The sequence below is a fragment of the Paenibacillus profundus genome (genome assembly GCF_021369635.1).
In the GTDB taxonomy this organism is placed as follows: Bacteria; Bacillota; Bacilli; order Paenibacillales; family Paenibacillaceae; genus Paenibacillus_B; species Paenibacillus_B profundus.
Map to the genome: position 1 here is coordinate 13,173 of NZ_JAJNBZ010000042.1, position 23,004 is coordinate 36,176.

The 23,004-nt window shown below is 49.4% G+C and carries 18 protein-coding genes; 4 read left to right on the forward strand and 14 right to left on the reverse strand.

Going from position 1 to position 23,004, the window contains the following annotated elements:
- Nucleotides 1-186: 186 nt before the first annotated feature.
- The 4 genes from LQV63_RS27870 to hflX form a co-directional block, all read right to left on the reverse strand.
- The gene (locus tag LQV63_RS27870; protein WP_233699155.1) at nucleotides 187-381 is read right to left on the reverse strand and encodes a hypothetical protein; all 195 of its coding nucleotides are present in this window, start codon (nucleotides 379-381) and stop codon (nucleotides 187-189) included.
- A complete protein-coding gene (locus LQV63_RS27875) occupies nucleotides 378-1,655 on the reverse strand; it encodes a helix-turn-helix domain-containing protein (RefSeq protein ID WP_233699156.1) in 1,278 nt (425 codons plus the stop codon). Before LQV63_RS27875 ends, LQV63_RS27870 begins: the two co-directional genes overlap by 4 nt.
- A gap of 151 nt (nucleotides 1,656-1,806) precedes the next feature.
- A complete protein-coding gene (locus LQV63_RS27880; RefSeq protein WP_233699157.1) occupies nucleotides 1,807-3,177 on the reverse strand; it encodes an MATE family efflux transporter in 1,371 nt (456 codons plus the stop codon).
- A 121-nt stretch (nucleotides 3,178-3,298) separates the two neighbouring features.
- Entirely contained in the window at nucleotides 3,299-4,570 is a 1,272-nt protein-coding gene (gene hflX, locus LQV63_RS27885) for a GTPase HflX (RefSeq protein ID WP_233699158.1), read from the reverse strand.
- A gap of 1,729 nt (nucleotides 4,571-6,299) precedes the next feature.
- On the opposite strand from hflX, the gene LQV63_RS27890 reads away from it, so the two are divergent.
- The 4 genes from LQV63_RS27890 to LQV63_RS27905 all read left to right on the forward strand — a co-directional run bounded on the left by LQV63_RS27890 (nucleotide 6,300) and on the right by LQV63_RS27905 (nucleotide 12,006).
- Nucleotides 6,300-7,562 (forward strand): esterase/lipase family protein, encoded by a 1,263-nt coding sequence (locus tag LQV63_RS27890; RefSeq protein ID WP_233699159.1) that lies wholly within the window; start codon nucleotides 6,300-6,302, stop codon nucleotides 7,560-7,562.
- 191 nt (nucleotides 7,563-7,753) lie between these two features.
- Nucleotides 7,754-8,467, forward strand: coding sequence for a YiiX/YebB-like N1pC/P60 family cysteine hydrolase (locus LQV63_RS27895; RefSeq protein ID WP_233699160.1), 714 nt, complete (start codon nucleotides 7,754-7,756; stop codon nucleotides 8,465-8,467).
- A 27-nt stretch (nucleotides 8,468-8,494) separates the two neighbouring features.
- On the forward strand, nucleotides 8,495-9,688 hold the full coding sequence (locus LQV63_RS27900) for a hypothetical protein (protein ID WP_233699161.1): 1,194 nt from the start codon (nucleotides 8,495-8,497) through the stop codon (nucleotides 9,686-9,688).
- Between the two features lie 257 nt (nucleotides 9,689-9,945).
- Nucleotides 9,946-12,006 (forward strand): methyl-accepting chemotaxis protein, encoded by a 2,061-nt coding sequence (locus LQV63_RS27905; protein ID WP_233699162.1) that lies wholly within the window; start codon nucleotides 9,946-9,948, stop codon nucleotides 12,004-12,006.
- 392 nt (nucleotides 12,007-12,398) lie between these two features.
- Here LQV63_RS27905 and LQV63_RS27910 read toward each other — a convergent pair whose 3' ends face one another.
- From LQV63_RS27910 to LQV63_RS27955, 10 genes are all read right to left on the reverse strand, one after another.
- A complete protein-coding gene (locus LQV63_RS27910; RefSeq protein ID WP_233699163.1) occupies nucleotides 12,399-12,794 on the reverse strand; it encodes a DUF3221 domain-containing protein in 396 nt (131 codons plus the stop codon).
- A gap of 304 nt (nucleotides 12,795-13,098) precedes the next feature.
- On the reverse strand, nucleotides 13,099-13,662 hold the full coding sequence (locus LQV63_RS27915; RefSeq protein WP_233699177.1) for a TetR/AcrR family transcriptional regulator: 564 nt from the start codon (nucleotides 13,660-13,662) through the stop codon (nucleotides 13,099-13,101).
- Between the two features lie 125 nt (nucleotides 13,663-13,787).
- Entirely contained in the window at nucleotides 13,788-15,473 is a 1,686-nt protein-coding gene (locus tag LQV63_RS27920; protein WP_233699178.1) for a long-chain fatty acid--CoA ligase, read from the reverse strand.
- Between the two features lie 69 nt (nucleotides 15,474-15,542).
- Complete coding sequence (locus LQV63_RS27925; RefSeq protein ID WP_233699164.1) at nucleotides 15,543-16,322, reverse strand: enoyl-CoA hydratase/isomerase family protein; 780 nt, start codon at nucleotides 16,320-16,322, stop codon at nucleotides 15,543-15,545.
- Between the two features lie 123 nt (nucleotides 16,323-16,445).
- On the reverse strand, nucleotides 16,446-17,531 hold the full coding sequence (locus tag LQV63_RS27930) for a phosphotransferase family protein (protein WP_233699165.1): 1,086 nt from the start codon (nucleotides 17,529-17,531) through the stop codon (nucleotides 16,446-16,448).
- A gap of 77 nt (nucleotides 17,532-17,608) precedes the next feature.
- Nucleotides 17,609-18,385, reverse strand: a complete 777-nt coding sequence (locus LQV63_RS27935; RefSeq protein ID WP_233699166.1) for an SDR family oxidoreductase — start codon at nucleotides 18,383-18,385, stop codon at nucleotides 17,609-17,611.
- A 43-nt stretch (nucleotides 18,386-18,428) separates the two neighbouring features.
- Nucleotides 18,429-19,655, reverse strand: a complete 1,227-nt coding sequence (locus tag LQV63_RS27940; RefSeq protein WP_233699167.1) for an acyl-CoA dehydrogenase family protein — start codon at nucleotides 19,653-19,655, stop codon at nucleotides 18,429-18,431.
- A 358-nt stretch (nucleotides 19,656-20,013) separates the two neighbouring features.
- Complete coding sequence (locus LQV63_RS27945; RefSeq protein WP_233699168.1) at nucleotides 20,014-20,928, reverse strand: aminoglycoside phosphotransferase family protein; 915 nt, start codon at nucleotides 20,926-20,928, stop codon at nucleotides 20,014-20,016.
- 117 nt (nucleotides 20,929-21,045) lie between these two features.
- Nucleotides 21,046-22,509 (reverse strand): PH domain-containing protein, encoded by a 1,464-nt coding sequence (locus tag LQV63_RS27950; protein ID WP_233699169.1) that lies wholly within the window; start codon nucleotides 22,507-22,509, stop codon nucleotides 21,046-21,048.
- Nucleotides 22,502-22,981 (reverse strand): PH domain-containing protein, encoded by a 480-nt coding sequence (locus LQV63_RS27955; protein WP_019421055.1) that lies wholly within the window; start codon nucleotides 22,979-22,981, stop codon nucleotides 22,502-22,504. The genes LQV63_RS27950 and LQV63_RS27955 overlap by 8 nt, the downstream gene beginning before the upstream one ends.
- Nucleotides 22,982-23,004: the final 23 nt, after the last annotated feature.

The window sequence follows — 23,004 nt, forward strand, 5'->3', positions numbered from 1 at the left end:
CTTTCCGCTAGAGGGGCTATCATCTAGCAACTGCATGTCATTGTCATTATATTACAGTCTGCTCAGAATCTTGTTTTTATAAATGATGTGAGTTTTTCGACTGTATTCTACATTTTTTTGCATTCATTGTAGTTCGATTGTTACAAAAAAGGGGCGCTAGAGCAGCGCCCTTACATGGTCGGGTTATCACCACGGTGCAATGACATCCCCGCCGCTAAATGCAGCAATAGTTCCAGATTTTGACCAAGGTATAGAGGGACCATCACCGGGAGTAACTGCATGATAATGTTTTACACTCTCATAACCATTTGCCATTGTTGGCAATAAAAGAAGAGAAGCCGTTATAATCGCGATACACAACTTAGATATCATTTTTTTCATACTACGACCTCCTCATTTTTTAGCTCGGCAAATAGTTTTTTCACCTTCATTTCAACTGTACTGTCATCCATACTCTTTGAAAGTTGAAAGATTAGCTCTAAACATTCGTACGTGTATTTTTGCTCACATATGTTCGCGAATATGGTTGCGCTTTGGATAAAGCAATCGATTGCCTCATTATATTTATCGACTATTTTTAAATATTTTCCTTTATTCATCAAGTAATGTGCATGCTCAGCACCTAGTGTAGGATTCAATCGTTCTGCGGTGATAAGATCTTGTTCACGGTCAAATAATTGATGTGCAGATTGCAGGTCGCGTTTCGAGAGGTATAGAGTTAGAAGTGCGTTTACGATGTTAATTTTATCGGAAGAAGATTCTAGGCATTGCTGCAGTTGTGCAATTGCTAATTCGATATCCCCCTTCTTTTCATGGAGCTTGGCCGTCATTAGTTCTACATTTTCTTTGACAAAAGGAAAGCTGAACAAGCTGAATGTCTTCAAGTATTTTTCTGCAAGTTCATACTGCTTTTGATGAAAATAGGAGGAACATATCAGCAGAGTTGAGTACGCTTTAAAGCTGCTCTCGGTTCGATCTTCAATGACAGCCTTCTTGCAAAGCTCGATACACTCGCTAAACCTTCTCAAATTATACGCATGCACGCCCAGCTTGTAATACAAAGTGACCTGTTCCTCGCTAGACAAGAACTCGATGTATTGCAAAACATATTTCCCCGATTGAAAAGTCTCCTCCAGCTTGCTGAAATCATTTCGTTCCACTAAATACTTATGAAGCATGCCTTCTGCAACGTGCAGCTGCATTCCGTGGCTTCTGGCATAACTGATAACAATTTCGAATAACGCAAGTTGGAGTTCGGTCGGGCCTGTTAGTTGTTGGGTAAAGTGAAATAACTTTTGCAGCAATATGTCGCTTACTTCATCTTGGCAAGCCAAAAAATGAGAAGCTATTCTAACTGTTAATGAACTGTCTTGATAGGGAACGGACTGCTGCAGCAATTCGAACATCGTCTCTGACCGCGGGTCAGTTAATGCATAATGCTCGATCACTTCATGGAGGGGAATTTGCAACGCTGCAATGAGAGGTTGTATCGTTCTATAATCGGGCCGTTTAAAATCCCCGTTCTCGATTTTGGAAATGCTTCCTTTGTTAATCCCTGCTAAATCGGCCAACTGGGTCTGCGTCATTGCCTGCTCATTTCGATAGCGTTGAATCAGTTCCCCCAAGGTTGAAACCACCGTACTGACGGAACTCACAGCCTCACCTTCCTTAATATGGAACCTTTAGTCACCTACACTTTACCATTTCAAGATTGTTATGTAAATCAAATATAAAGAAAAACAACGCATGTTACTCAACGCGTTGTTTTCATTACATTTCTATTTGGTTATTTTAGGACGTCCATCTTTATACACTCAAGGAATTCTCCTGCTTCCGTTCCTGCACCGTCTTCTTGATGAGTATATTTCCCCAATCCGTACGGTAAAAACGCACCATCAACGATATGCCGAGCACCATCAAATATAAGTACAGCGACATCCATGCGCCGATGCTTCCCCAGTCGAACACATAAATAAACACGTACGCAAGCGGCACGAAAATGAGCCAACTGGTGACGAGCGAAGCGCGCATGAGGAAGGTTGTATCCCCTATGCCCCGCAAAGCGCCCGCATAAAAGTTGTACAGCGCATCGAACAACTGCAAAAATGCCGAAGTCATGATCAGCACCGCTGCCAGATGGAATACTTCCGGGTCGGTATTGTTGTAGAGCTTCGCAATCGGTTCTGCAAATATGAACTCCGCCGCGCCAAGCAGCAAAATAAATATGGAGCCCATTATGGCAACATCGGTCCCCACGCGCCTGCCTCGCAGCGGATCTCCGCGCCCCACTTCCTGCCCCACCATAATCGTCGCCGTTGAGCCGAAGGCAAACGCAGGCATGAACCCGAAGGCCATCACGTTAAGGGCTATTTCGTTGGCAGCTAGTGCCGTCGTCCCAAGCCGTGCGACGAACATCGTGAAAATAAACATGGACACGCTCATCGAAAATTCCTGCATTCCGAGCTTGAAGCTTTCACTAACGAGCTGCTTCAATTCGCTTAGACGCACCTTCACTCTGGACCGCGTGTTGAATTGCTTATGCTTCCTTACAAAGAACACATACAGCGCCAAAATAATGCCGACGATTTCGCCAATTAATATCGCGTAGCCCGCTCCGTTCAGCCCCAGCTCCGGGAACCCGAAATGGCCAAACGTCAACACGTACACCAACGCCACAATCGTAACGTTGCTCGCAATCGACAGTATCATCGAGGTTCTCGTATCACCGATTCCCCGCAAAAAGCCATGCAGCGAGAACGAGACGATGCCGAAGGACTGCGCAAAGATCCGCAATTGCAAGTAGTAGGTTCCCAGCTCGGTAATTTCCCTCGAGCCGCTGGCCAAGTATAGGATGTTGTCGGAGAAAAACAAGCCAATCAAGAACAGCAATATGCCGACCGTCACACTAATGTAAAGGGCGATGTAGGTGCGCCGAATCCCGCTTTTCATTTCATTCGCGCCATAGTTCTGGGCAACTAGATAGTTAACGGTATGGCCTATCCCAGAGAATAAGGCGAACGTATTATAAATGATAATGTTAACGACGCCCACAATCGCAATAATGATAGCGCCCAAATGCCCCACCATAATCAGATTAATCGTTCCGATTACCGTCTGCGTCGCAAAGGACAGCAAAGATGGGATCGCTAACAACAAAATACTCTTCCAATTTTTCACTTGAGGTTCCACCTGTCTGCAGCATCAATTCGTGTAAGCGGAATATATCGTACCAGATATTTCATGGACTAGCTACCCTATTTTTCACCGTAAGATCGGGCTGTTCTGAGCTGTTAGCTGTTTAACTGCAGACGTACAGTTCGTATTTGGAGTAGTCGCTCTGTCTGCATTCGAGCGTCAGCTTCGTTCCATGCTCCTCATACTCGGTCAAGAGAATCGTTGCATGCTCGTTCAAGTACGAGACAAGCTGGCCTTGATCGTAAGGAATGAGCATCTCGCATTTTACATAATCTTTGAAAATCCGCTCCCGAATCGCCCCGATAAGCTCATCGATGCCCTGCTTCTGCTTGGCGGCCGTATACACAATGTTATCCTGAGATTGCGGGATATCGCCTTCCTTCAGATCGATTTTATTGTAGGCGTATATCATCGGAATGTCCTCGACGCCAATCGCCTTCAGCGTCTCGTTCGTAATGCGGATGTGCTGCTCGTATTCCGGATTGGAGAAGTCAACGACATGGACGAGCAGCTCCGAATCCTTCACCTCTTCCAGCGTCGAACGGAATGCCTTCACGAGATGATGCGGCAGCTTGCTGACGAAGCCGACCGTATCCGTCAGCAAGAACGTCTTGTTGTCCTCCAGCTCGATATTGCGCACGGACGTCTCCAGCGTGGCGAATAGCATATCTTTTTCAAAGACGAATTTGTCCTTCGTCTCTGTGTACAGCTCCACCAACGCATTCATGACGGTAGACTTGCCCGCATTCGTATAACCAACGAGCGACACGACCGGAACCTCGGTCTTCTTGCGCTTTTTGCGCTGCGTCTGACGGTGGGCGACGAGCACCTCCAGCTCCTTGTTCAGCGCGTTGATTTTCTCCTCGATTCTGCGGCGGTCGAGCTCCAGCTTCTTCTCGCCCGCGCCTCTGTTCTTCGTGCCGACACCGCCGCTCTGACGGCCAAGGGATTCACGCAGGCCAACCAAGCGCGGCAGCATGTATTGCAATTCCGCCACCTCGACCTGAAGCTGCGCTTCTCTCGTTCGCGCCCGATCGCCGAAAATATCTAAAATGAGTATCGTCCGATCGATAACTTTGCAATCGAGCTCGCTTTCCAAGTTGCGAATCTGGGAAGGAGACAGCTCGTCGTTGAAGATGACCATATTAGCCTGGTGCAGCTCCATCAACGCCCTCACGTCCTGAAGCTTGCCGGTGCCGATGTAATGCGACGTATTGACCCTGCTCAGATTCTGCGTCACGACGCCTGCGACTTCCACATCACAGGCAGCAGCCAAGTTGGCAAGCTCCTCCATGGAATATTCGAAATCCGGCTGGTGATTCAAATTGACTCCGGCGAGTATCGCCTTTTGTGGTTCTACGGTAAGTTGTTCCATATGTGATTCCTCCGTTACTTTACTTGTAGATAATGTTCAATTATGCCCCTTATGCTCGCGAGCTTTTCGCGCATAAAGAGGTTGTTCAAGAAATGCCTTTTTAACCTGATTCCATCCTGAGCGTTGAATACCGAATGAACGCAAAAAAACACAGACGTGTCGCCTGTGCTTCGAGTAAACGGAAAAAAAGAGTCGCTAATGCGCGCAGATCAATTACGAACTCGGGTGACAAAACACACTGCATCCGCTGGCGTCAGTCCCTCTGTATGAGGCACAACGAGCGGCGTAGTGGCGATCACCCAATCAGTAATTTGGCTACCGTCGATAGATCCATGAGCACCGCCCCGTTGCAGTCCTTGCACTTGTAAGACAAGTCGATTAAAGACGGCAGCAGGCGGAGCGTTCGATCAAGATACTGACGGTACGCGCTTCATCCTTGGCAGGTACTATGTTTTAAGGGCACAAAAAAAGAGGGTCAATTCGTCCTCCCTCTTCTGTCATGCAGTATATAGGGTTCCCTAAAAATAGGCAGACCAATCCCGATTACTCTGCACACAGGCAGAGCCATTGAGCACTATTCAGTTAGTGTCAAAAACGTTCAATCGGATTCTTCCGAAATGGAAGAAGGCTGCCTTATCAATCATTGGGAACCCTCCGTTCTGTAAAAGTTACCATTATCTTAGCACAGCGCAATCGCCAGAGCAAGTGGCCATTTTCACTGTATCCAGCATGGTGTGCGGAGGAGTGGCCACGTGGTACGCAATGCAATAGTCACGGGCGGGCCTAATTCCGGCGCTAAGTGGTGATGTGAAGCCAGCAGCGTGGCGGACATTGCATGGCTTATGAGTGGTGCAACCAGGCATAAGTGGTGCTAGTAGTACGTGTTAGAAAGGCTGAAAAAGGGTGGATGGCAATGAAAAAGGAGCGCCATACGCATTTTGCAGCACAGGTGGAGGTAACTCGCATATTCCACTGGAAATCATACAGTGAAATGTACAGACTTTACGTCCAAACAGCACTTTGACTGTATTTCGTACAGCGGATTTCACCGATCTATAGAGATTTCCGCTAAATGAGCCCCAATCCACTGGACGAATTCCAATGAAACCTCTCTGCCAAGTTATAACCGTGCTGTTTCATTGGACAGAATCCAATGGAGTCTAGACTATCAACACAGACGAAGCGGTAGTGAGTCTATTCAGCAGATAATATTAAGTGGCTAAATACTCACCTATCGCCTACAAAAAGTCCAAGAGAGCGAGCAGCACATTCAATTCCTCATAGGTACGTTACATACCAAAGAACCGCTCATACGGGCCGCATAGCTAGTTAGGCATTCAATTCCTTATAGGTACGTTACATACCCCGTAAAAAAGCTTTAGTGGCAGCGTTTCCGAAAAAAAGCAACAAAGAAAAACACTATGTATCCCAAAACTATGTAACATAATTATCCTTGATACTACAGGCCATGGTAGCAAAATCGGCTGTCGTCGATCTCCCGGGATTTTTGCGCTATTAGGGGTCAACGACAAGTTCATAGACGAACTCCCTCACCCTTGTTTACCTAAAATCCCCATACTATCCACATTACCTTTTTCACCACGTGCAACCATTTTGCAACCGCTTTCTTATATAATCTGATTGGTGCCGCCATGCGGCGCTTCTTACAACAAAGCGGCTGTACGCCAACCATAATATGTGGACAGCCGCCAATCAAAGGAGGATGTCAATGCATACACGATGTTTGCCTGCCATTGCAGCCGCTGTGCTGCTCCTCTGCGCGCTGCTTGCACCGCTCTCTTCAGTACAGGGAAGCGGGACGAAGCTCGTGCTGGAGCAGACGTATGCGAGCGTCAGCAATGGCTGGAGCAAGGTGGAGCGCTGGAAGGACAACAGCCCGCTGTTCGCCGCAGAAGACTATCCAACAGATGGACGGGGCGATCAGAACGGCCAGCGGCTGACGTTTTTCGGCGGAGTGAAGCAGCCGCATTCCAGCCGCTTCTTGCTCTACTATGCTCCACAGTTCGATACGAATCCGGTGCAGACGCCAGTTCTTCTCGTTCATGGCGCCAACGACAACGCCGATCGGGCCTGGGCCAATCCGAACGAGGCCGGTTCCAACGCCTGCGGCGCCGCTGCTTGTCCGAGCACCGGGCTGATGCAATTTTTGGTTAGCAAAGGCTACAAAGTATTTGCGATCAATTTCGGACATAAGCACGGGGATAACTACTATGCCGCCGAACTGATCCATGATGCGATCAACGTCATCAAGGACGTTACGAGCGCAAGCAAGGTCGACGTCATCGGCTGGAGCAAAGGCGCGTTCGCCTCCCGAATGTACGCCTCCTCGGTCACCAAAGCTGGCGGCACCCCTTATGCCGGTGACATTCGCAAGTTGATCCTGATCGGCAATCCGAACAAAGGCATGGATTTCATTTTCCGCCACGGATGGACCTTCAATTTCGGCATTATTCCGGCATGCGGCGGGAATACGAATGCCCCTTCCCCGCATACGCAGATGATGTGTTATGGCTTGTGGCGGCATCACCCCGAGCTATCCGTCTACGCCACGGCGCAAGGCGACTTTTTCCCGGGACAGCGGCAAATGTTGGCCAAATGGGCGGATGTCTACCCGCTACCTCTCGATGAGCAGGATTGGTATACGACCTACTATGGCGGTCAAGGATTTTTCACGAGTGGAGACGGCATCGATGCGGCTATACGTCAAGGTTCGCTGGTCAATACGATCTTGGCGGCGGGCATTCCGGCGACAATCGAGACGTATTTGCTGTCGGGCAATCAGAACGACATCTCCATCATTCATAGTGAGCACACGGGCCCAAGCGATGGCGTCGTCTTCCTCCAAAGTGCAGCCTCTGTTCAAGGCATCGGCAATGTGGCCGGCAATGCAACGGTACGGCACAATCATTTGGAGCTCGGCTGGGCAATGTCTTCAGCTAATCTGATCGAGCAATGGCTCAAGCCACATTGACCCTCAATCATGACCGCTCAATCTTCTGGCATGAACATCTGCTCTGCCCCCTGATAGTTTCCTACTAAAGTTTGAGAAATTTATTTTTCAGCGACAGAAGTATGTGTTAAATATTTGTATATTTATTGAATATATTTCCACAATGGCTGTATAATGGCCGTGTAAGCATATTTTAATGTCTAAGGAGGAATATGATGAAAAAGTTTGTGTTTGCCCTTATTCTGCTCGTGCTGGTGTTGCCTGCCCCTATCAGCGCCCTCGGCCAAGACGACATCATGGACCGCATTCTGGAATTGTATCCGAATGTCACGAAAGAACAGCTTGCATCCGATATTGAATACGCTTCCAGCGTCACGAAGCAATCAAGCGATGCCATCGCCCGCCAAATGTACGAAGAATTAAGCTTGAAAGTTCCCGAGCCGCAAGAGGGCATCTACTCTGCTGACAAAGGTTCAGGCGTGTATCCGCTCGCCTCAAGCAGCAAAGGCGACGTCTTCTTCGAAACCGCCTCAACAGCCGGCATTCCCCATGGCCACGTCGGCATCTATTACACCCCAGACTATATCGTGGAATCCGTGCCCAGCACCGGTGTTCGCAAAGTGAAGCTGATCGACAAGCGCGTCGATAAAGGCTCCAAAATCATTACGCTCAAGAAAGAGCACGCCAGCACGACTGCCAGAGCGCAAGCTGCCGATTGGGCGAACGGCCGTTTGGGTGAAGACTATTCGTATAATTTCGCCACGAACCGGTTGACTTCGTGCACAGGAGACAAGAACTGCTCCAAGCTGGTCTGGTGCGCCTTCAAAGAAAAAGCCAATATCGACATCGATCTGGACGGCGGGCTTGGCGTCTATCCAGTGGATATTCGGGATTCTTCTTTGTTCGTCACCTTGAAAAGTTATTAATTCTTCCGCTTCGAGATGAAATCCATTATGGGAAAACCGTCGCTGCGAGCCGTCACACGATTGTGTCTTTTCATCCTCTTAACGCTCGCCATCACCTGCTTCCTGCTCTCATGCAGCACCAATTCTTCCACCAACCTAGATCAATCCGACCTCCAGCTCGATGAAGCCATGGCCCTTGTCTACTACTCGACTTCCTTAACCAAGGAGTATTACAGCAAGGGAACATCATATTTGCTGTATATCGGCAAGAAAGGAGATATCCGGACCATCGCTGGAGAAGGCCTGGAATGGAACGCTCCCGTCAAGCTTCCCGGTGCCGACAGCCTCGTCGTTCAACGGAAGAACGAGGTACATGTTCAGAACAATGATCTGAAGGCACAGTCATATGCCTCCCCCTGCTCCGTCAGTGCGGGATACCGGCAGATGTCGGGCTATCTTACCGGCAGCAATCAGTATTATTCCCTATTCAATAAGGGCGTTGGTCCAGATTCCGCATACGTCTCCACCTTCCGCTGGGGGGATGCGGGCCATCATTATTGCGAGGAAATCGGAGAATTCGTCGAAGCCCAAGGCAGCGACGAACATGCCGTATATGCCTTGACCTCCAACCACGATACTCTCCAAGGCCTGCATCTGGTCGTACTGAAGCCAGAGAACGGGCGGCTGATTCAATCCAAGTATCCCGTGCGGGACATGTACACCGGCTCGCTGAATGTGCAGAGCGACATGATCTCTTACCAAGATAAGCTGTTCGTCGTCTACTGCACCCGTGCCGATGACGACCGCATCGAGCTTCAAGTCATGGAAATCGACAAGCGCACCCGCGACACCCAAACGTATCCGCTTCATATGTACGGCAAAGAGCCGGATAATGCTTTCTTCTCGCTCAGCGCGAACAGTATCGGCCTCCTGCAGGATACGTTGTATTATGTGGACGGGTACGGGACGATTTTCCCCTTCTCGCTTGAAACCAACACCGTGGGAACTGCCTATTCCCTATCCCGCTTCGAGCGGAAAGCCTACTTGAACGATGAGATGGGCTATGTGCGGGGACCGTATTTCTATCTGTACCGTTTCGACGAAGACAAGCGTACGCACAAAGTAGAAAAATATCAGCTAGCGGACGGTACGCTGGTCTCGGAGTTACTCATTCCTAACTTGAGAGACGTCATCTCGCCTGAAGTTTACCTGTATGATTTTCAAATGCTGGGTGATCTGTAAGTGGAAAAGCTGCCTCGGGGTCATAGACCTTGGGGCAGCTTTTTTGTGGAGCCACAGCTTCATTATATTGGTCTAATTTACCAATAGATCAACAGACACTAATTTATGTTTAATAGACATACGCCCCCGTAATTGTGCCATTCGTCAGCCCTTCACCTGCAATACCCAACCGAGAAAATAAAGGAGGAGATCACCCGTAACATATCGCTAATGGGTACACCAAAGATGCATACTAATCACAGCAGGAGTTGACAAACATGCCAACACGAAAAGGATGGAACATTCGCTTTGCCAACATGTCGCTGCAAATCAAACTGCCGCTGCTCATCAGCGCTTTAGCCGTAGTTATGTTAGTTGGAACCAGCTCTCTATTATTTTGGTTCAGTTCCGATTTGCTCTTGAAGGAAAGCAAGAACAGCATGCAGCTCAATGCCGATCGCATTGGAGAAGGATTATGGTCAGCAGTGCGGCTCGAAGAGCAATCGATTTATCTGGGCTCGATTCATCGCACGTTTGTCGATTTGCTGCAGCTGCGTGCGAAGAATGAGTTGCCTGAGGCTGATTTTTTCTCGAATAACAATCCTCTCTTTGTAAAAGCCAATGAACTGTTGGCAAAAAGCAGCCAGGGCAGCCATGGAGTCGAAGCGTTTCAAATTATCGATGCCAACGGCCTCGTCATTGCAAGCTCGATTCAAGACGCCATTCAGCAAAGCCGTACAGACCGCGAATATTTCAAAGCGGCCATGGGCGGGAAAGCATTCATAAGCGATGCGATTATTTCCAAGAGCACGGGCAATCAGGTCGTTGTATTCGCTCAACCCATTCAAGCGGAGGATGACGGTGTGATGGGCGTCTATATTGCAACCGTAAACACCTCATTTTTTGTAAACCAGTTGCAAGATGCAGGCAGAGCTGACCAAGGAAAGATCTTTATTATGAGCCGGAACGGAACGGTCATTTACCATTCTGCAGATAAGAAAATAGTGGGGCAAAAAGCAGAAGCTGCCAAATTTGCCGGAGTGCTGGGCAGCGCCCCGACAGGGGACATATTGCGCGGCGACATCGACGATCCAGACAACTATATTCGTTACACGAAGATTCCCGGTGCCGATTGGGTTGTAGTCGTGCATGACAGCTACGAAAATATCAAGCGTCCGCTCAATCAATTGCTGCTGAGCATTAGCATCATTACCGTGGTGGCATTGCTGCTTTCCTTGGGAGCAGGTCTGTTGATCTCCCGCTCGATTACCAATCCGATTATAAGATTGACGGGGCTGTTCAAGAGATTGGCTGCAGGTGACCTGACGGTTGTGGCCGCTGGAAAATATGAGAGTGAATTCAAAGACCTGGCGGACAGCTTTACGTTGATGGTCGATCAGAACAAACGCCTTATTGCCAACATGAACAACTCGATACGGCATTTGAATACCAGCACGAACGAACTGGATTCCGCTTCCAAGCAAACCACGCAATCCATTCACGAGACGTCCCTCACAACGATGGAAATTGCAAAAGCGATGGAATCGCAAGCCCAAGATACGGAGCATATCGTCAACAAGTTCAACGGGCTTGGCGAGAAGATCGTCTACATAAACGGGACGGCCATGTCTGTGAAGGAAAGATCCGAGCAGATTATCGAAGTGTTTCATACCGGGAATCAAGTGGTGGAGAACCTTATCCAGATCAACGACAAAAATGAAGTAGAGGTAGGCAAAATCGCTGCCATGACGCAGAAGCTCGAAGCAAGCTCCAAACAGATCGGCATGATTACGGAAGCCATCGCGAAGATTGCGAGCCAAACGAATTTGCTGGCGTTGAACGCTTCGATCGAAGCCGCGCGCGCCGGAGAGCACGGCAAAGGGTTCGCCGTGGTCGCTGCAGAAATTCGCAAGCTGGCGGAACTGAGCGCTAAGCAATCCAACGACATTAATGCCATCATCGAGCAGAACTTGCATCTGGTCGATGAAACCAACCATAGTGTGCAGGAGCTGCAAGAAGTATCTGCCAAGCAGGACGATTACGTCGGCCAGACGCAGCAATCCTTCCAAGTTATTTTGGAGAACGTCATGGATATATCGGAGCAAATCAATGGCATGGCGCAAGAAATGGCCGATATGGAGCAGGATAAGGACGATGTCATGGAGTTGGCCCAGAACTTATCGGCTTCGGGCGAAGAAGTGTCGGCTTCCGTGCAGGAAGTGACAGCGACCATTCAGGTGCAATCGGCCATGGTTCAGCAGCTTTCTGACATGATCGAGAAAATTGACAATCTGACCAAAGAGCTGAGAGAAGCAGCTTCGAAATTCAAAACCGAATGATAACGGGATACTCCTTGATAGGATTCGTGAATTATAGAGCATCCGCTATACCAAGGTATAATTTTTAGTTTCCAATCACTCTCCCCTTCGGTCAGTAACCACGATGCCAGCATTGCCCAGATTCGCTCTATGGTATGGTCAAACGGTTGATGAAATAGCGGAGGGGAGCGTCTTCAACTGCACAAATGCAGTTCGTATGTTCCATTCGACCCTTGTCCAAGTCGAAAAGCACAGTTTCGAATTAGTTGCACGTTCTTAAGGTCGACTAAATTGATTAAACAAAGCTCTTGACAGACCACCAAAAAAGACCACATTGGCGGCTTACGCCTCTGTGGTCTCTTCGTCTTCTTTTCATTGAAATAACTTAACTAAAGCCTAGATTTCTACCTAGATTACTCTACAATTTTTTCAATAGTAGGTAAAATCGCAATTGGTGGAAGTGACTTAGTCATTGCTTTGAAATAGACATTCAATCTATCTCCTACTACATATGTTCCATCTTCTGGAATAGGGACAACTACTATTTTGCCTTGATCGACTAGCTCTCTCCAATCTCCTTGCACTGCTTCTTCTTTTGTGGGAGTATCTGCAACAGTCATATACTTGTCGCTAATGGACATGATATATCCAGTAAAGGGTGATTGTTCTTGTGTCTCGACAGATGATATAGAAGTGCTCTTCGGTGAAGAATCAACTGAATGCGCATAAGCCGGTGTGAATCCTACTGTAAATCCTAAACCTAAAGTAAGAATGGTTGCTACAGCTACTACTTTTTTTTGTGTGATCATAGTCATGAACCTCCTTGTAATTTTTGGTTACATTTCCTTATTTCTATTCTACAAGCAATAAGTCCTTTATTTTTACATATAATTCATAAATTTGTCATAAAATAATAAAAAGAGCACTTAGGAATAAGCTCCTACGTGCTCTTAACAGATGGGTGTCATGTCCATTTTATCTTTGCTATACGAGCAAAGGATTGGAAGTTCATCCCCCACAAATTCCTGCGATGGCAAAACGGCGCGTTCCCCTCCCACAGGAAGAAGCGACACGCCGAAAAGGATAATCCCTTCCCAATCGGAAAGGGACTGGCTACTTTTTCATCCCGTTGAGGAACATTTCGGTATAGATGGACGCGACCTCGGCATCACTCATCGGGCCATCCGGATTAAACCATGTGTAACACCAGTTGCAAGCGCCGAGCACACTGAACGTCATCATATCTGCCGGCAAATCATCGCGGAACTCTCCGCTTGCCATTCCCTGTTCGATAATAAATTGAAAGTTGAACCGGAACTGGTCCCGCTTTCCCGTCATGTCGCTCAGGTCGTCGCCTGTAATATGGAGCAGTTCACGGAAAAAGATTCTTGCGCTTCCTCCCCGGTCTCTAATTTGTTGAATCAACATCTGGATGACATCAGAAAGCTTCTCTTTCCATGATTTGTCCGGTTGCTCGATAATGCGGCGCTGCTGCTCAAGAATATAATCAATGTACTGGAGATGAATTTGCGTAAGCAGTTGTTCTTTGCTGGTAAAGTAATAGTAGAAGGTTCCTTTTGTCACGCCCAGCGTATCGACAATGTCCTGAATCGACGTTTCGCTGAATCCTTTCTTTTCAAAAAGCGCGATGCTGTGCTTGATGATTCTATCTTTCATGGACGGCTCCAAGCGGGATTCTCCTCCTCATGTCGAATGAACTGTTTCTATGTTATCTTGAAAAATAGAGACATGTAAAGGAAACAAATGGGACTAATAAGCCAAACTTGCAAGCAACGTCCTCTTTACATGGAATTAGCGCCTTCTTTTTTCGCTTTATCCCACGCTTCCTCCTGCAATTTGCGCCATAAAATTTTACCGCTGCCGGTTATCGGAAGCGAAGCAACGAACTCAACAATGCGGGGATACTTGTAAGCTGCCATATGCTGCTGCGCCCAGCTTATAATATCGCCCGCTTCCACCGTACCGCGCTTGTCTTCATACAGGACGACGAAGGCTTTGATTTCCTCGCCCTTTCTCTCATCCGGCACACCGATGACACAAGCTTCTTGAATAGCCGGGTGCTTGTAAAGAATCGATTCCACCTCCGTTGGCCATACCTTGAAGCCGGAAGCGTTAATCATGCGCTTCACACGATCGACGATAAAGAAGTATCCTTCTTCGTCATATCGCCCGATATCCCCGGTACGGATAAACGGTTTACCGTCCACTTCTATGAAAGCTTTCTTTGTGTCCTCCGGATTATTCCAATACCCTTGAAATAATTGCGGTCCGTTGATAATAATTTCCCCTACTTCATGAGGTCCTTTCTCTTCAAGCGTCACAGGGTCAATGATGCGGGAGTCCACGTCGAACGCCGGGATGCCGAGACATTGCAGCTTCGGCCGATCGATCGGATTGCAGTGCGTTTGTGCCATCGTTTCCGACAGACCGTATCCTTCTACAAACCGAATACCGGTTGCTTGGTGCAGCTTCTCGCCGACGGCTTCCGGCAGCCCCGCTCCACCTCCGTTAATGACCGTAAGCGAGCTGATGTCGTACTGATGCAAGCGTGGATTGGCCAAAAAATCAATGATCATCGTGCTGATCCCGGTCCAATGCGTACACCCGTAGCGTTCAATCAGCAGTGCTGCCGTATTTCGCTCCCACCGCGTCATAATTACCATGGTGGAACCGATATAGATAGGCACATGCATGCTGTGAATCATTCCGCTCACATGGAATAACGGAAGCGTCGCCAATCCCTTCGATTCAGGCGTCAGTGCGCCCCAGAATGCGGTTGATATCACATTGGCCTGCACCGACTTGTGGGTATGCATGCAGCCTTTCGGTTTGCCTGTCGTGCCGGAAGTGTAAGGCAGAACCGCCAGATCACGCGCCTCCGTCTTCGGGAAAGGCCGCGGTTCGATTGCGGCCGCCATAGCTTCTGTCCATGGAATGACTTGCGAGGATGCCGCTTCGAGCCGCGGGGCCTTGCAGATGTCCGGCACTTCTGCGCCTGCAATCTTGCAGTAGTCGGAATAAGTAGCGAGAATAATGCGTTCCAGACAGCTGGACGCAAGCAGCGGTTCGATACGCGGATACAGCTCCTGACTGACCAGGCCGACTCTCACGCTGCCGTCTTCGATAAAAAAAGACAGCTCTTCCGTCAGATTCATCGGATTGATCGGCACGACGATGCCGCCGGACCGCAAAATCGCATAATAGGAGATAATGAATTGAGGGCTATTCTGCATGTACAACAACACACGATCGCCTTTCTGAACACCCAGATGGAGCAAATAAGCGGCCATGCGGTTTACTTCTTCCAGTAAAGTTCGATAGGAGAAAAAATTATCATAATAAATGATGGCTGTCTTATCTGGGTAGCGGCGGGCGGTAACTTCCAAATTGTCGCTCAGCGTCGTGTCCGGAACCGAAAGTGTAGCAGGCATGCGCGCAGGCCAATATGCAAAATAGGAACGTATCACCAAAAATTCGCCTCCTCATTCATACGAATCTCGAAATCTCTGGAACTGCCAACGGATAGAGCCATTCTGCTAGCGGCCTTTAAATGACGGTTGCCGCTTTTCTGTAAACGCCTGCACCCCTTCCCGGTGGTCTTCGGTCGTAACCATCATCGCCTGTGCAGTCCGCTCCCGCTCAAGAATATGATCCAAGCTGGACGCTAATGACTGATCGGCAATTTTTTTGATCATTCCGTATGCCTTGCTAGGCCCCTTTGCCAAACGGGAGGCGTATTGCATAGCGCCTGCCTCCAGTTCTTCAAGCGGATACAGCCGGTTGACGATGCCAATGCGGTGCGCATATTCCGCCTCAATCGGCTCTGCGCTGAATAACAGTTCTTTGGCCCGGTGTATTCCGATCAAATGCGGCAAGAAGAAGAGTCCTCCTCCATCGGAAATCAGCCCCACTTGAGCAAAGCTCATCGTAAATTTGCTGCCATTCGCCGCCAGAATCAAATCACATGCCAAGGCCAAGTTAAAACCCGCACCAGCCGCAAATCCATGCACAACCGCAATGACAGGCTTCTCTATTTCCTTGATTAATTGGATTAACTTATTGAGCTTCCCGATATGATCGTATACGTTCTCTGGGGTTGCATCGCCCATCGTCTTCACGTCGCCGCCCGCACTGAAGGAACGCCCCGCACCCGAAATGCAGATAACCCGAATGTCCGCGTCCGCTCTCGCCTCTTCTAACGCCTCGATTAATCCCAGAATCATCGGCGCACTGAACGCATTCAGCGCCTCCGGACGGTTTAATTTCAGTGACAGGACATGCCCATCCTTATGTGCCAGCAAATGTTCGTTACCCATATTCGTTCAAACCTCCTTCGTTTCATTTCTTTCGCAAGCAAACCTCGTATCTCTCAAAAGCGCCGTTTGGAATATGCATTCATCGCTTGCATCCTGCCCATCTATGTTGGACAACGCGTTTGCCTACCGCTCCCGTCGTTCAGTCTGCCGCAAAGCATGCGCAACCAACGCTTGCACGGTTTCATTGAAGCGGGCAAACCGCTCATCCTTCGTCTGCCCCTTTTTCCAACGGTAATAAATTTGCTGACAGATGACGGCAAGCTTGAAATAAGCAAACGTCAAATAGTAATGAACGTCCGACACATCGCGTCCGCTTCGGGTCGCATAAGCCTCCATGAATTCATCCCGCGTCATAAATCCCGATCGAATCGTCAACGGAAGATGACCCAAGCCGCGCAACAGCTCCGGCGGGTCATCCTGCTCGAACCAATAACTGAGCGCAGCACCGACATCGGCCATCGGATCTCCAATCGTCGCCATCTCCCAGTCGAACACGCCAGACATTTCACTTATATTGCTGCCGGAGAACATCACATTGTTCAGCTTATAATCATAGTGAATGACAGTCGGATCTTGTGAAGCCGGCAGTGAGTCGACAAGCCAATTTTTAAGCTGCTCCGCTTCCTGAATCTCCTCTGTCTTCGCCCGCTCATACCGTTCCACCCAGCCATGGACTTGCCGCCGCATAAAGCCGTCCGGTTGGCTGATCGCTGTCAGGTTCGTCTCTTGGTAAGGCACCTCGTGCAGCTGCACGAGTGTTGTCACCATCGTCTCGGAAATTTTTCTCCCCAACTCGGGCGTGTATTCCACATGCGGCGGAAAGCTTCGATCCAAAATGACTCCGTGCCGCCTCTCCATAACGAAGAACGGACTGCCGATAACAGAGATGTCCTCGCAGTATAAATACGGACGGGGCGCGAGCGTAAAAAATGGATGCAGCCGGTCGAGGATGGTGTATTCGCGCTCCATGTCATGCGCTTTGGGCGCAACTGGGCCGAAAGGAGGACGACGCACAACCGCCTGCCACTCTCCCATGCGAATTTGATAGGTTAAGTTGGAATGACCCGCCCCGAACTGTTCGACTTCCATCGAACCGCCAGACGGAATGTCCAGATGATCCCGCAAATACGTCTCAAGCGCAGCGAAATTCAGTTCTTCGCCCTTCCGAACGGGAATCGTGTCCTTCGGTAATGCATCTTGCTTGGACATCGTTTATGCAAGCCCCCTTATCGTATGATTACTTTCAAACCGTGGTCGAAGAAATGCCGCCGTTTTCCAATACGAAGCTACATTGCTGACATGCCTCCATCAACCGTCAGCACTGCGCCAGTCATGTAGTTGGAAGCGTCTGATGCCAGAAATACGGCGCTGCCCTTGAGATCGCTGTCAGAGCCAAGTCGCCCTAGCGGAGTGAGCCCGAGAATTTGTTCGCTTCCATGATGAAGGATCTCCCGGGTCATCTTGGTCGGGAAAAAACCGGGCGCAATCGCATTAATATTAATATTATGCTTGCCCCACTTGACCGCCAAATCTCTCGTAAACGCGATGACCGCTCCCTTGCTCGCGCTGTAGCCGACAGCGTCCAGCCACTTTGGATCGGTTCCGCTTAGCCCAGCTATGGAAGCAATGTTGATAATCTTGCCGCCGTTCTGTTCGATCATGACCCGGCCAACCGCCTGCGACATTAAGAACGTTCCGGTCACGTTAATGTCCATTACTTTATTCCAGGCTTCCAGCGGCATATCGACCGCGGGCGCACCCCATGAGGCGCCGCTATTATTGACCAGAATGTCGATGCGCCCGAACGTTGCTGCCGTTTGTTCCACAACTCGCCGCACATCTTCAGGATTTCTTACGTCACAAGCCATAGCCGCGCATGACACGCCCGTGTCCTGTTGAATCCGCGTTACGGCCTCCTCGCAAGTCTCCACATTCCGCGAGCACAGGACAAGATTGGCCCCTGCTTCGGCCAGCCCTTGGGCAATCTGTGCCCCGAGCCCGCGGCCGCCGCCAGTAACAATCGCGGTTCTGCCCGTCAAATCAAATAATTGTTTGGCGTTCATCCTCCGTACCCCCTTCATCTACGACGCCGATATACAGATCCATTTAGACCGTAACCGCTTTCATGTTTTCGTGTTTTCTCAGCTCAAGCTTGGCAATCGCAGCTTTGTGCACTTCATCCGGACCGTCCGCCAGACGCAGCGTTCTCGCATTGGCCCAATGCGAAGCGAGCGGGAAGTCTTCGCTGACACCGGCGGCGCCCAGCGCCTGAATGGCCCGATCCAGCACCTGCAATGCCATATTGGGCGCTACCACTTTAATCATGGCAATCTCCGCCTTAGCCGCCTTGTTCCCGACCGTATCCATCATATAAGCCGCTTTCAGCGTCAGCAGGCGCGCTTGTTCGATCTCGATGCGCGAAGCGGCAATCCAATCTTGAATTACGCCCTGCTTAGCAAGCGTCTTCCCGAATGCCATGCGCTGCCGCACACGCTTGCACAGCTGCTCGAGCGCACGCTCCGCCGCACCGATCAGACGCATGCAATGATGGATGCGCCCCGGTCCCAATCGTCCTTGCGCAATGGCAAATCCCTTGCCTGCTTCCCACAGGATTGAATCGGCAGGCACATGCACTTCGTCATACTCAATCTCCGCATGACCGTGCGGCGCGTGATCATATCCGAACACTTGAAGCATGCGGTCAACCCGGACACCGGGTGTATCCATGGGCACCAAAATCATCGATTGCTGCTCGTAGAGCGGCGCGCCTGCGTCGGTCTTCCCCATCACGATCGCCACCTTGCAGCGCGGGTCGCCCGCACCCGAAGACCACCATTTGCGTCCGGTAACGACGTACTCATTCCCTTTACGCTCAATTGTCGCTTCGATATTCGTCGCATCCGATGACGCGACATCCGGTTCCGTCATCGAGAAGCATGAACGGATGTCCCCTTCAAGCAAAGGAATGAGCCATTTGTCCTTCTGCTCCTGAGTACCGTACCGAACGAGGACTTCCATGTTACCCGTATCTGGAGCTGCGCAGTTGAATACTTCGGGCGCGATGAGCGAACGGCCCATGATTTCACACAGCGGCGCGTATTCTAGATTGGTAAGGCCTGCTCCGTATTCGCTGTCTGGTAAAAACAGATTCCAGAGGCCGGCTTTCTTGGCCTGCTGCTTCATCTGCTCCATAATTGGCGGAACCGTCCACCTGCTGCCGGCCTGATGCAACTGCTCTTCGTACGTCTTTTCATTCGGATACACCACTTCATTCATAAATTCCAGCAACGATTTCTGCAAGGACTGCACTTTCTCGGAGTAATCAAAGTTCATTGAAATTTCCTCCCTTCGGTCAACATACTGACCGGATAGTATGTTGACGTTATAATCACTATAGATTAGTTTTCCAAAATATTCAAGAGATTCCTTTCTCCAAATCGCGCACCGTTTCTCTGTCACGTGACGCTCTTCTCGTCACAATATCAAAAAACGTGAAAAACTCTTTTACATCCCCCCGTTTTATTAATCCTCTCCCGATTTCGAACTATCGTCTCTCTCCCCTAACAACAAACGAGCCTTCGGATAAGATCCAAGGCTCGCTTGTTGTACACTTCCATTTTATTTACGTAAGAAAAGAGACATGACCATCGATTTATTAAAAAAACCGATTCGTGACTAATCAAGATCATGCTCATTCAGCATAGTTTGGCAAATACCAGTCCGGTATGTATGTTTGAAATTCATCATACCATTTCAAAACATCTCCGGCTCGTTCCAGCATAATATCAACTTCTTCTTTTCCAAATGGAATCGCCCAGTGAATTGCTGAAAGTTGGTTGCTTGCAATATATAAAGCCATTAATCTAAAGAATAAATCGGGCACATCGTTATTAAAATATCCATTGATGCGGCCCGATGCAAATATTCCACTCATGCCTGCACACCATGTAATACGATTGAATTCCTCCCATGGGTCACCATAATCAAACCTATTAAAATCAATGATACCCAGTTCGCCAGATTTTGTAACAATCATATTTCCAACATGATAATCACCGTGTTGAAAAGACTGGAAACGGTTTTCTAATAGATATCGATTTTGTTCAATATAGTAGATTATTTTATCTGCACCCTCTAAATGAATACCACACGCTTTATAATTCGTTATATATTTATTTATTTTTCCATTATAATACTCTGCCCAAGGCGTTTGATTGTTCTCCGCAGGGATTTGATGCATTTTGCTTAAAAATTCCCCTGCTTTAACGCCAAGCCGATATTGCTCCTTAGCGCTTAGAGCAGGAATAACCTGTATCGCATCCTCTCCTTCGACCCAAGTGAATAAAGAGTATACGGACTGACCGTTATTGCAAATTCCAAAATCAATTGGCCGGGACATTAGAATATTAATATGATCAAGCTTAGTTACAGATTCAAATTCCCGTTTCTTATTTTCATATTGGGATATATCCGCCATTCTAAGCAACAATTCTCTGCCGTCTATAGCTTTAATATAATATTTCTTGTCTTTTGACCAACCTTTATGAACAGCCTCTACGATGTTCCATGTACAGGCATCCGGTATTTCGCTAAAGGTTTTATTCACCCTGCTATACCTCCCCGCGATTTCTTAAAACCGTTAAATATAGTATAGCATCCATTAGCTCAACGATTCATTCTCATTCACTATATTTCCCATACGCGATTGGAGATCGACGACACGTTACACTCTACCTTTTCTCTTGCGGTACCAATGCCATACCTCTTGCAAATCCCGCTCTTCGAGAGAGGTGAGCGAATAAGAATCGCCGTTCAGCAGATGGGCCGTCAGGGACAGCAACTGTTTCCTCTCCTGAAAATACGTATGGCCCAGCTTCAGCGCCACGATCTGTGGACGCAGCACATAGCAGGTCTTCCGGGCGATAATCCGGTTCCGCACGATAAGCTGCCGGTCCTGCAGTCCCACCCCTTCGTCGCGGAAGCTCAAGTAGCCCGTCAGCAGCAGCACGGGAAGCAACAGCAGCATCCAATAGGCCAACGGCCCTTGGAACCAGTACAGTCCCAGGAAGGCCAGTGCCAGGAACAGCAGCCGGAAACGGAAATAGTACCACCAAGCCCGCCGGGGCGCGCAGTGCTGCACGGAGCCGATGTCAAAGCCCGGAATGATCCGGGACAGAAGCTCCGGAATTTGGCGAACGGGAACATACGGATGCAGCATGAGCGCCTCCTTCTTATCTGCTGATAATACTCGGACTTCGATCTCAGCATAGCCCAGCGCCTGCCGGAGCAGGCCTTCCTTCACGACAATCGCCTGCACGCGCTCCGGCTTGAAGATATTCATTTTTTTCTCGAATAGTCCGTTCGTAATGAGGATGTCCCCATCCCGTTGCTCTGCCGTAAAACCATAATATTTGACGATGTACAGCACCGTCGATAAGAGCCACGATAGGAGCAGCGTCCCCGCAACTGTAATGAGGATGGACATTGGCCCGGACACGCTCGTCTCGTAAAATTGCAGCAGCTTATCGAACACGCTCCGCGGGATGATAAATTTCGCAATATCATCGGCAAACGAGATGATTCCGGCAAAGAACGCCAGCACAAGCCCGAAGTTCATCGTGCTGAGCGCCGCGACGAACAGCTGCCCCGTCGTCATGCGGACGGCATAGCCTGGAAGCGGAGCAGCGCCTGCTTCCCGCGGCTCCCGAGCTTCCGCTTCCGCGTCTCCGGCTTCGCCAGACGGCTCCGCTCCCTTGCCTTGCCGCATCAGCATGCTGCGCAGCTGGTCAGCCGCCTCCCGCGTCAACGCCGGCAGGACGCCGTCCGCTTCCGCGCTGCCGCCCGGCGTCTCAATCTTCAGCTGCGCCATGCCGAATAGGCGCTGCAGCAGCGGCTGCTCCACCCGCACCGAATGGATGCGGCTGAAGTAAATCGTCTTTTCGTCCCGCATGAACAACCCGTGACGGATAATCAGCTTGTCCGCCTCCATCCGATAGGTGAACCTGCGCCACTTGATTACGTCTGCCATGAGGAACAGAAACAGGACGCCGCCGCCTATAATTAGAATTCGATTGGGATTCTGCGCGCCTTTAAAAAGAAATATAAGCAGTACCGGCCACAGCTTCTTTGCCGTGTCCGCCAAAGAAAACAAAATAAACAACGGATGCAGGCGCGTATCCTTATTCATCGTCGTCCTCCACCCGGGCGAGTACTGCAATACGTTGCTTCAGCGCTTCGGCAGCAGCCGCCTGCAGACCCTCAATTTCGTGAGTCGTAGCCGCGGTTGCGATCGATATTTTGGCCAACCCGAATTTGCGCAGCACCGGTCCGCTTGCTTTTTCCACATGCTGCACGCGAGTCATGGGCACCAGGATATGCTTGCGGAAGAAGATGCCTGACTGAATCTCCACTTCCTCTTCCCGCACCTCGTATTTGAAATAGCTGTAGGTCAGCACCGGCGAGATGAAAATGTACCATATAAACGTAATAAGAAATAGAACCAATGCAATCCGGGCCGGATACAACACCCACCCTTGATCACGCGCAACGATAACATAGGCCACGACCATGGCGAAAAGAACAAGATGGGTAAGAAAAGCGCGAATCCGCGCTACCTTTACGTAATCGGGATGCAGCCTATGTGATAGTCTGTTATACATAAAAAACGCTCCTTCACGACGGA

Bases quoted from the DNA above. Each gene is read 5' to 3' on its own strand.
- LQV63_RS27870 (WP_233699155.1), bottom strand. From the start codon at position 381: ATGAAAAAAATGATATCTAAGTTGTGTATCGCGATTATAACGGCTTCT.
- hflX (WP_233699158.1), bottom strand. From the start codon at position 4,570: ATGGAACAACTTACCGTAGAACCACAAAAGGCGATACTCGCCGGAGTC.
- LQV63_RS27890 (WP_233699159.1), top strand. From the start codon at position 6,300: ATGCATACACGATGTTTGCCTGCCATTGCAGCCGCTGTGCTGCTCCTC.
- LQV63_RS27895 (WP_233699160.1), top strand. From the start codon at position 7,754: ATGATGAAAAAGTTTGTGTTTGCCCTTATTCTGCTCGTGCTGGTGTTG.
- LQV63_RS27900 (WP_233699161.1), top strand. From the start codon at position 8,495: ATGGGAAAACCGTCGCTGCGAGCCGTCACACGATTGTGTCTTTTCATC.
- LQV63_RS27905 (WP_233699162.1), top strand. From the start codon at position 9,946: ATGCCAACACGAAAAGGATGGAACATTCGCTTTGCCAACATGTCGCTG.
- LQV63_RS27910 (WP_233699163.1), bottom strand. From the start codon at position 12,794: ATGATCACACAAAAAAAAGTAGTAGCTGTAGCAACCATTCTTACTTTA.
- LQV63_RS27915 (WP_233699177.1), bottom strand. From the start codon at position 13,662: ATGAAAGATAGAATCATCAAGCACAGCATCGCGCTTTTTGAAAAGAAA.
- LQV63_RS27925 (WP_233699164.1), bottom strand. From the start codon at position 16,322: ATGGGTAACGAACATTTGCTGGCACATAAGGATGGGCATGTCCTGTCA.
- LQV63_RS27930 (WP_233699165.1), bottom strand. From the start codon at position 17,531: ATGTCCAAGCAAGATGCATTACCGAAGGACACGATTCCCGTTCGGAAG.
- LQV63_RS27935 (WP_233699166.1), bottom strand. From the start codon at position 18,385: ATGAACGCCAAACAATTATTTGATTTGACGGGCAGAACCGCGATTGTT.
- LQV63_RS27940 (WP_233699167.1), bottom strand. From the start codon at position 19,655: ATGAACTTTGATTACTCCGAGAAAGTGCAGTCCTTGCAGAAATCGTTG.
- LQV63_RS27950 (WP_233699169.1), bottom strand. From the start codon at position 22,509: ATGAATAAGGATACGCGCCTGCATCCGTTGTTTATTTTGTTTTCTTTG.
- LQV63_RS27955 (WP_019421055.1), bottom strand. From the start codon at position 22,981: ATGTATAACAGACTATCACATAGGCTGCATCCCGATTACGTAAAGGTA.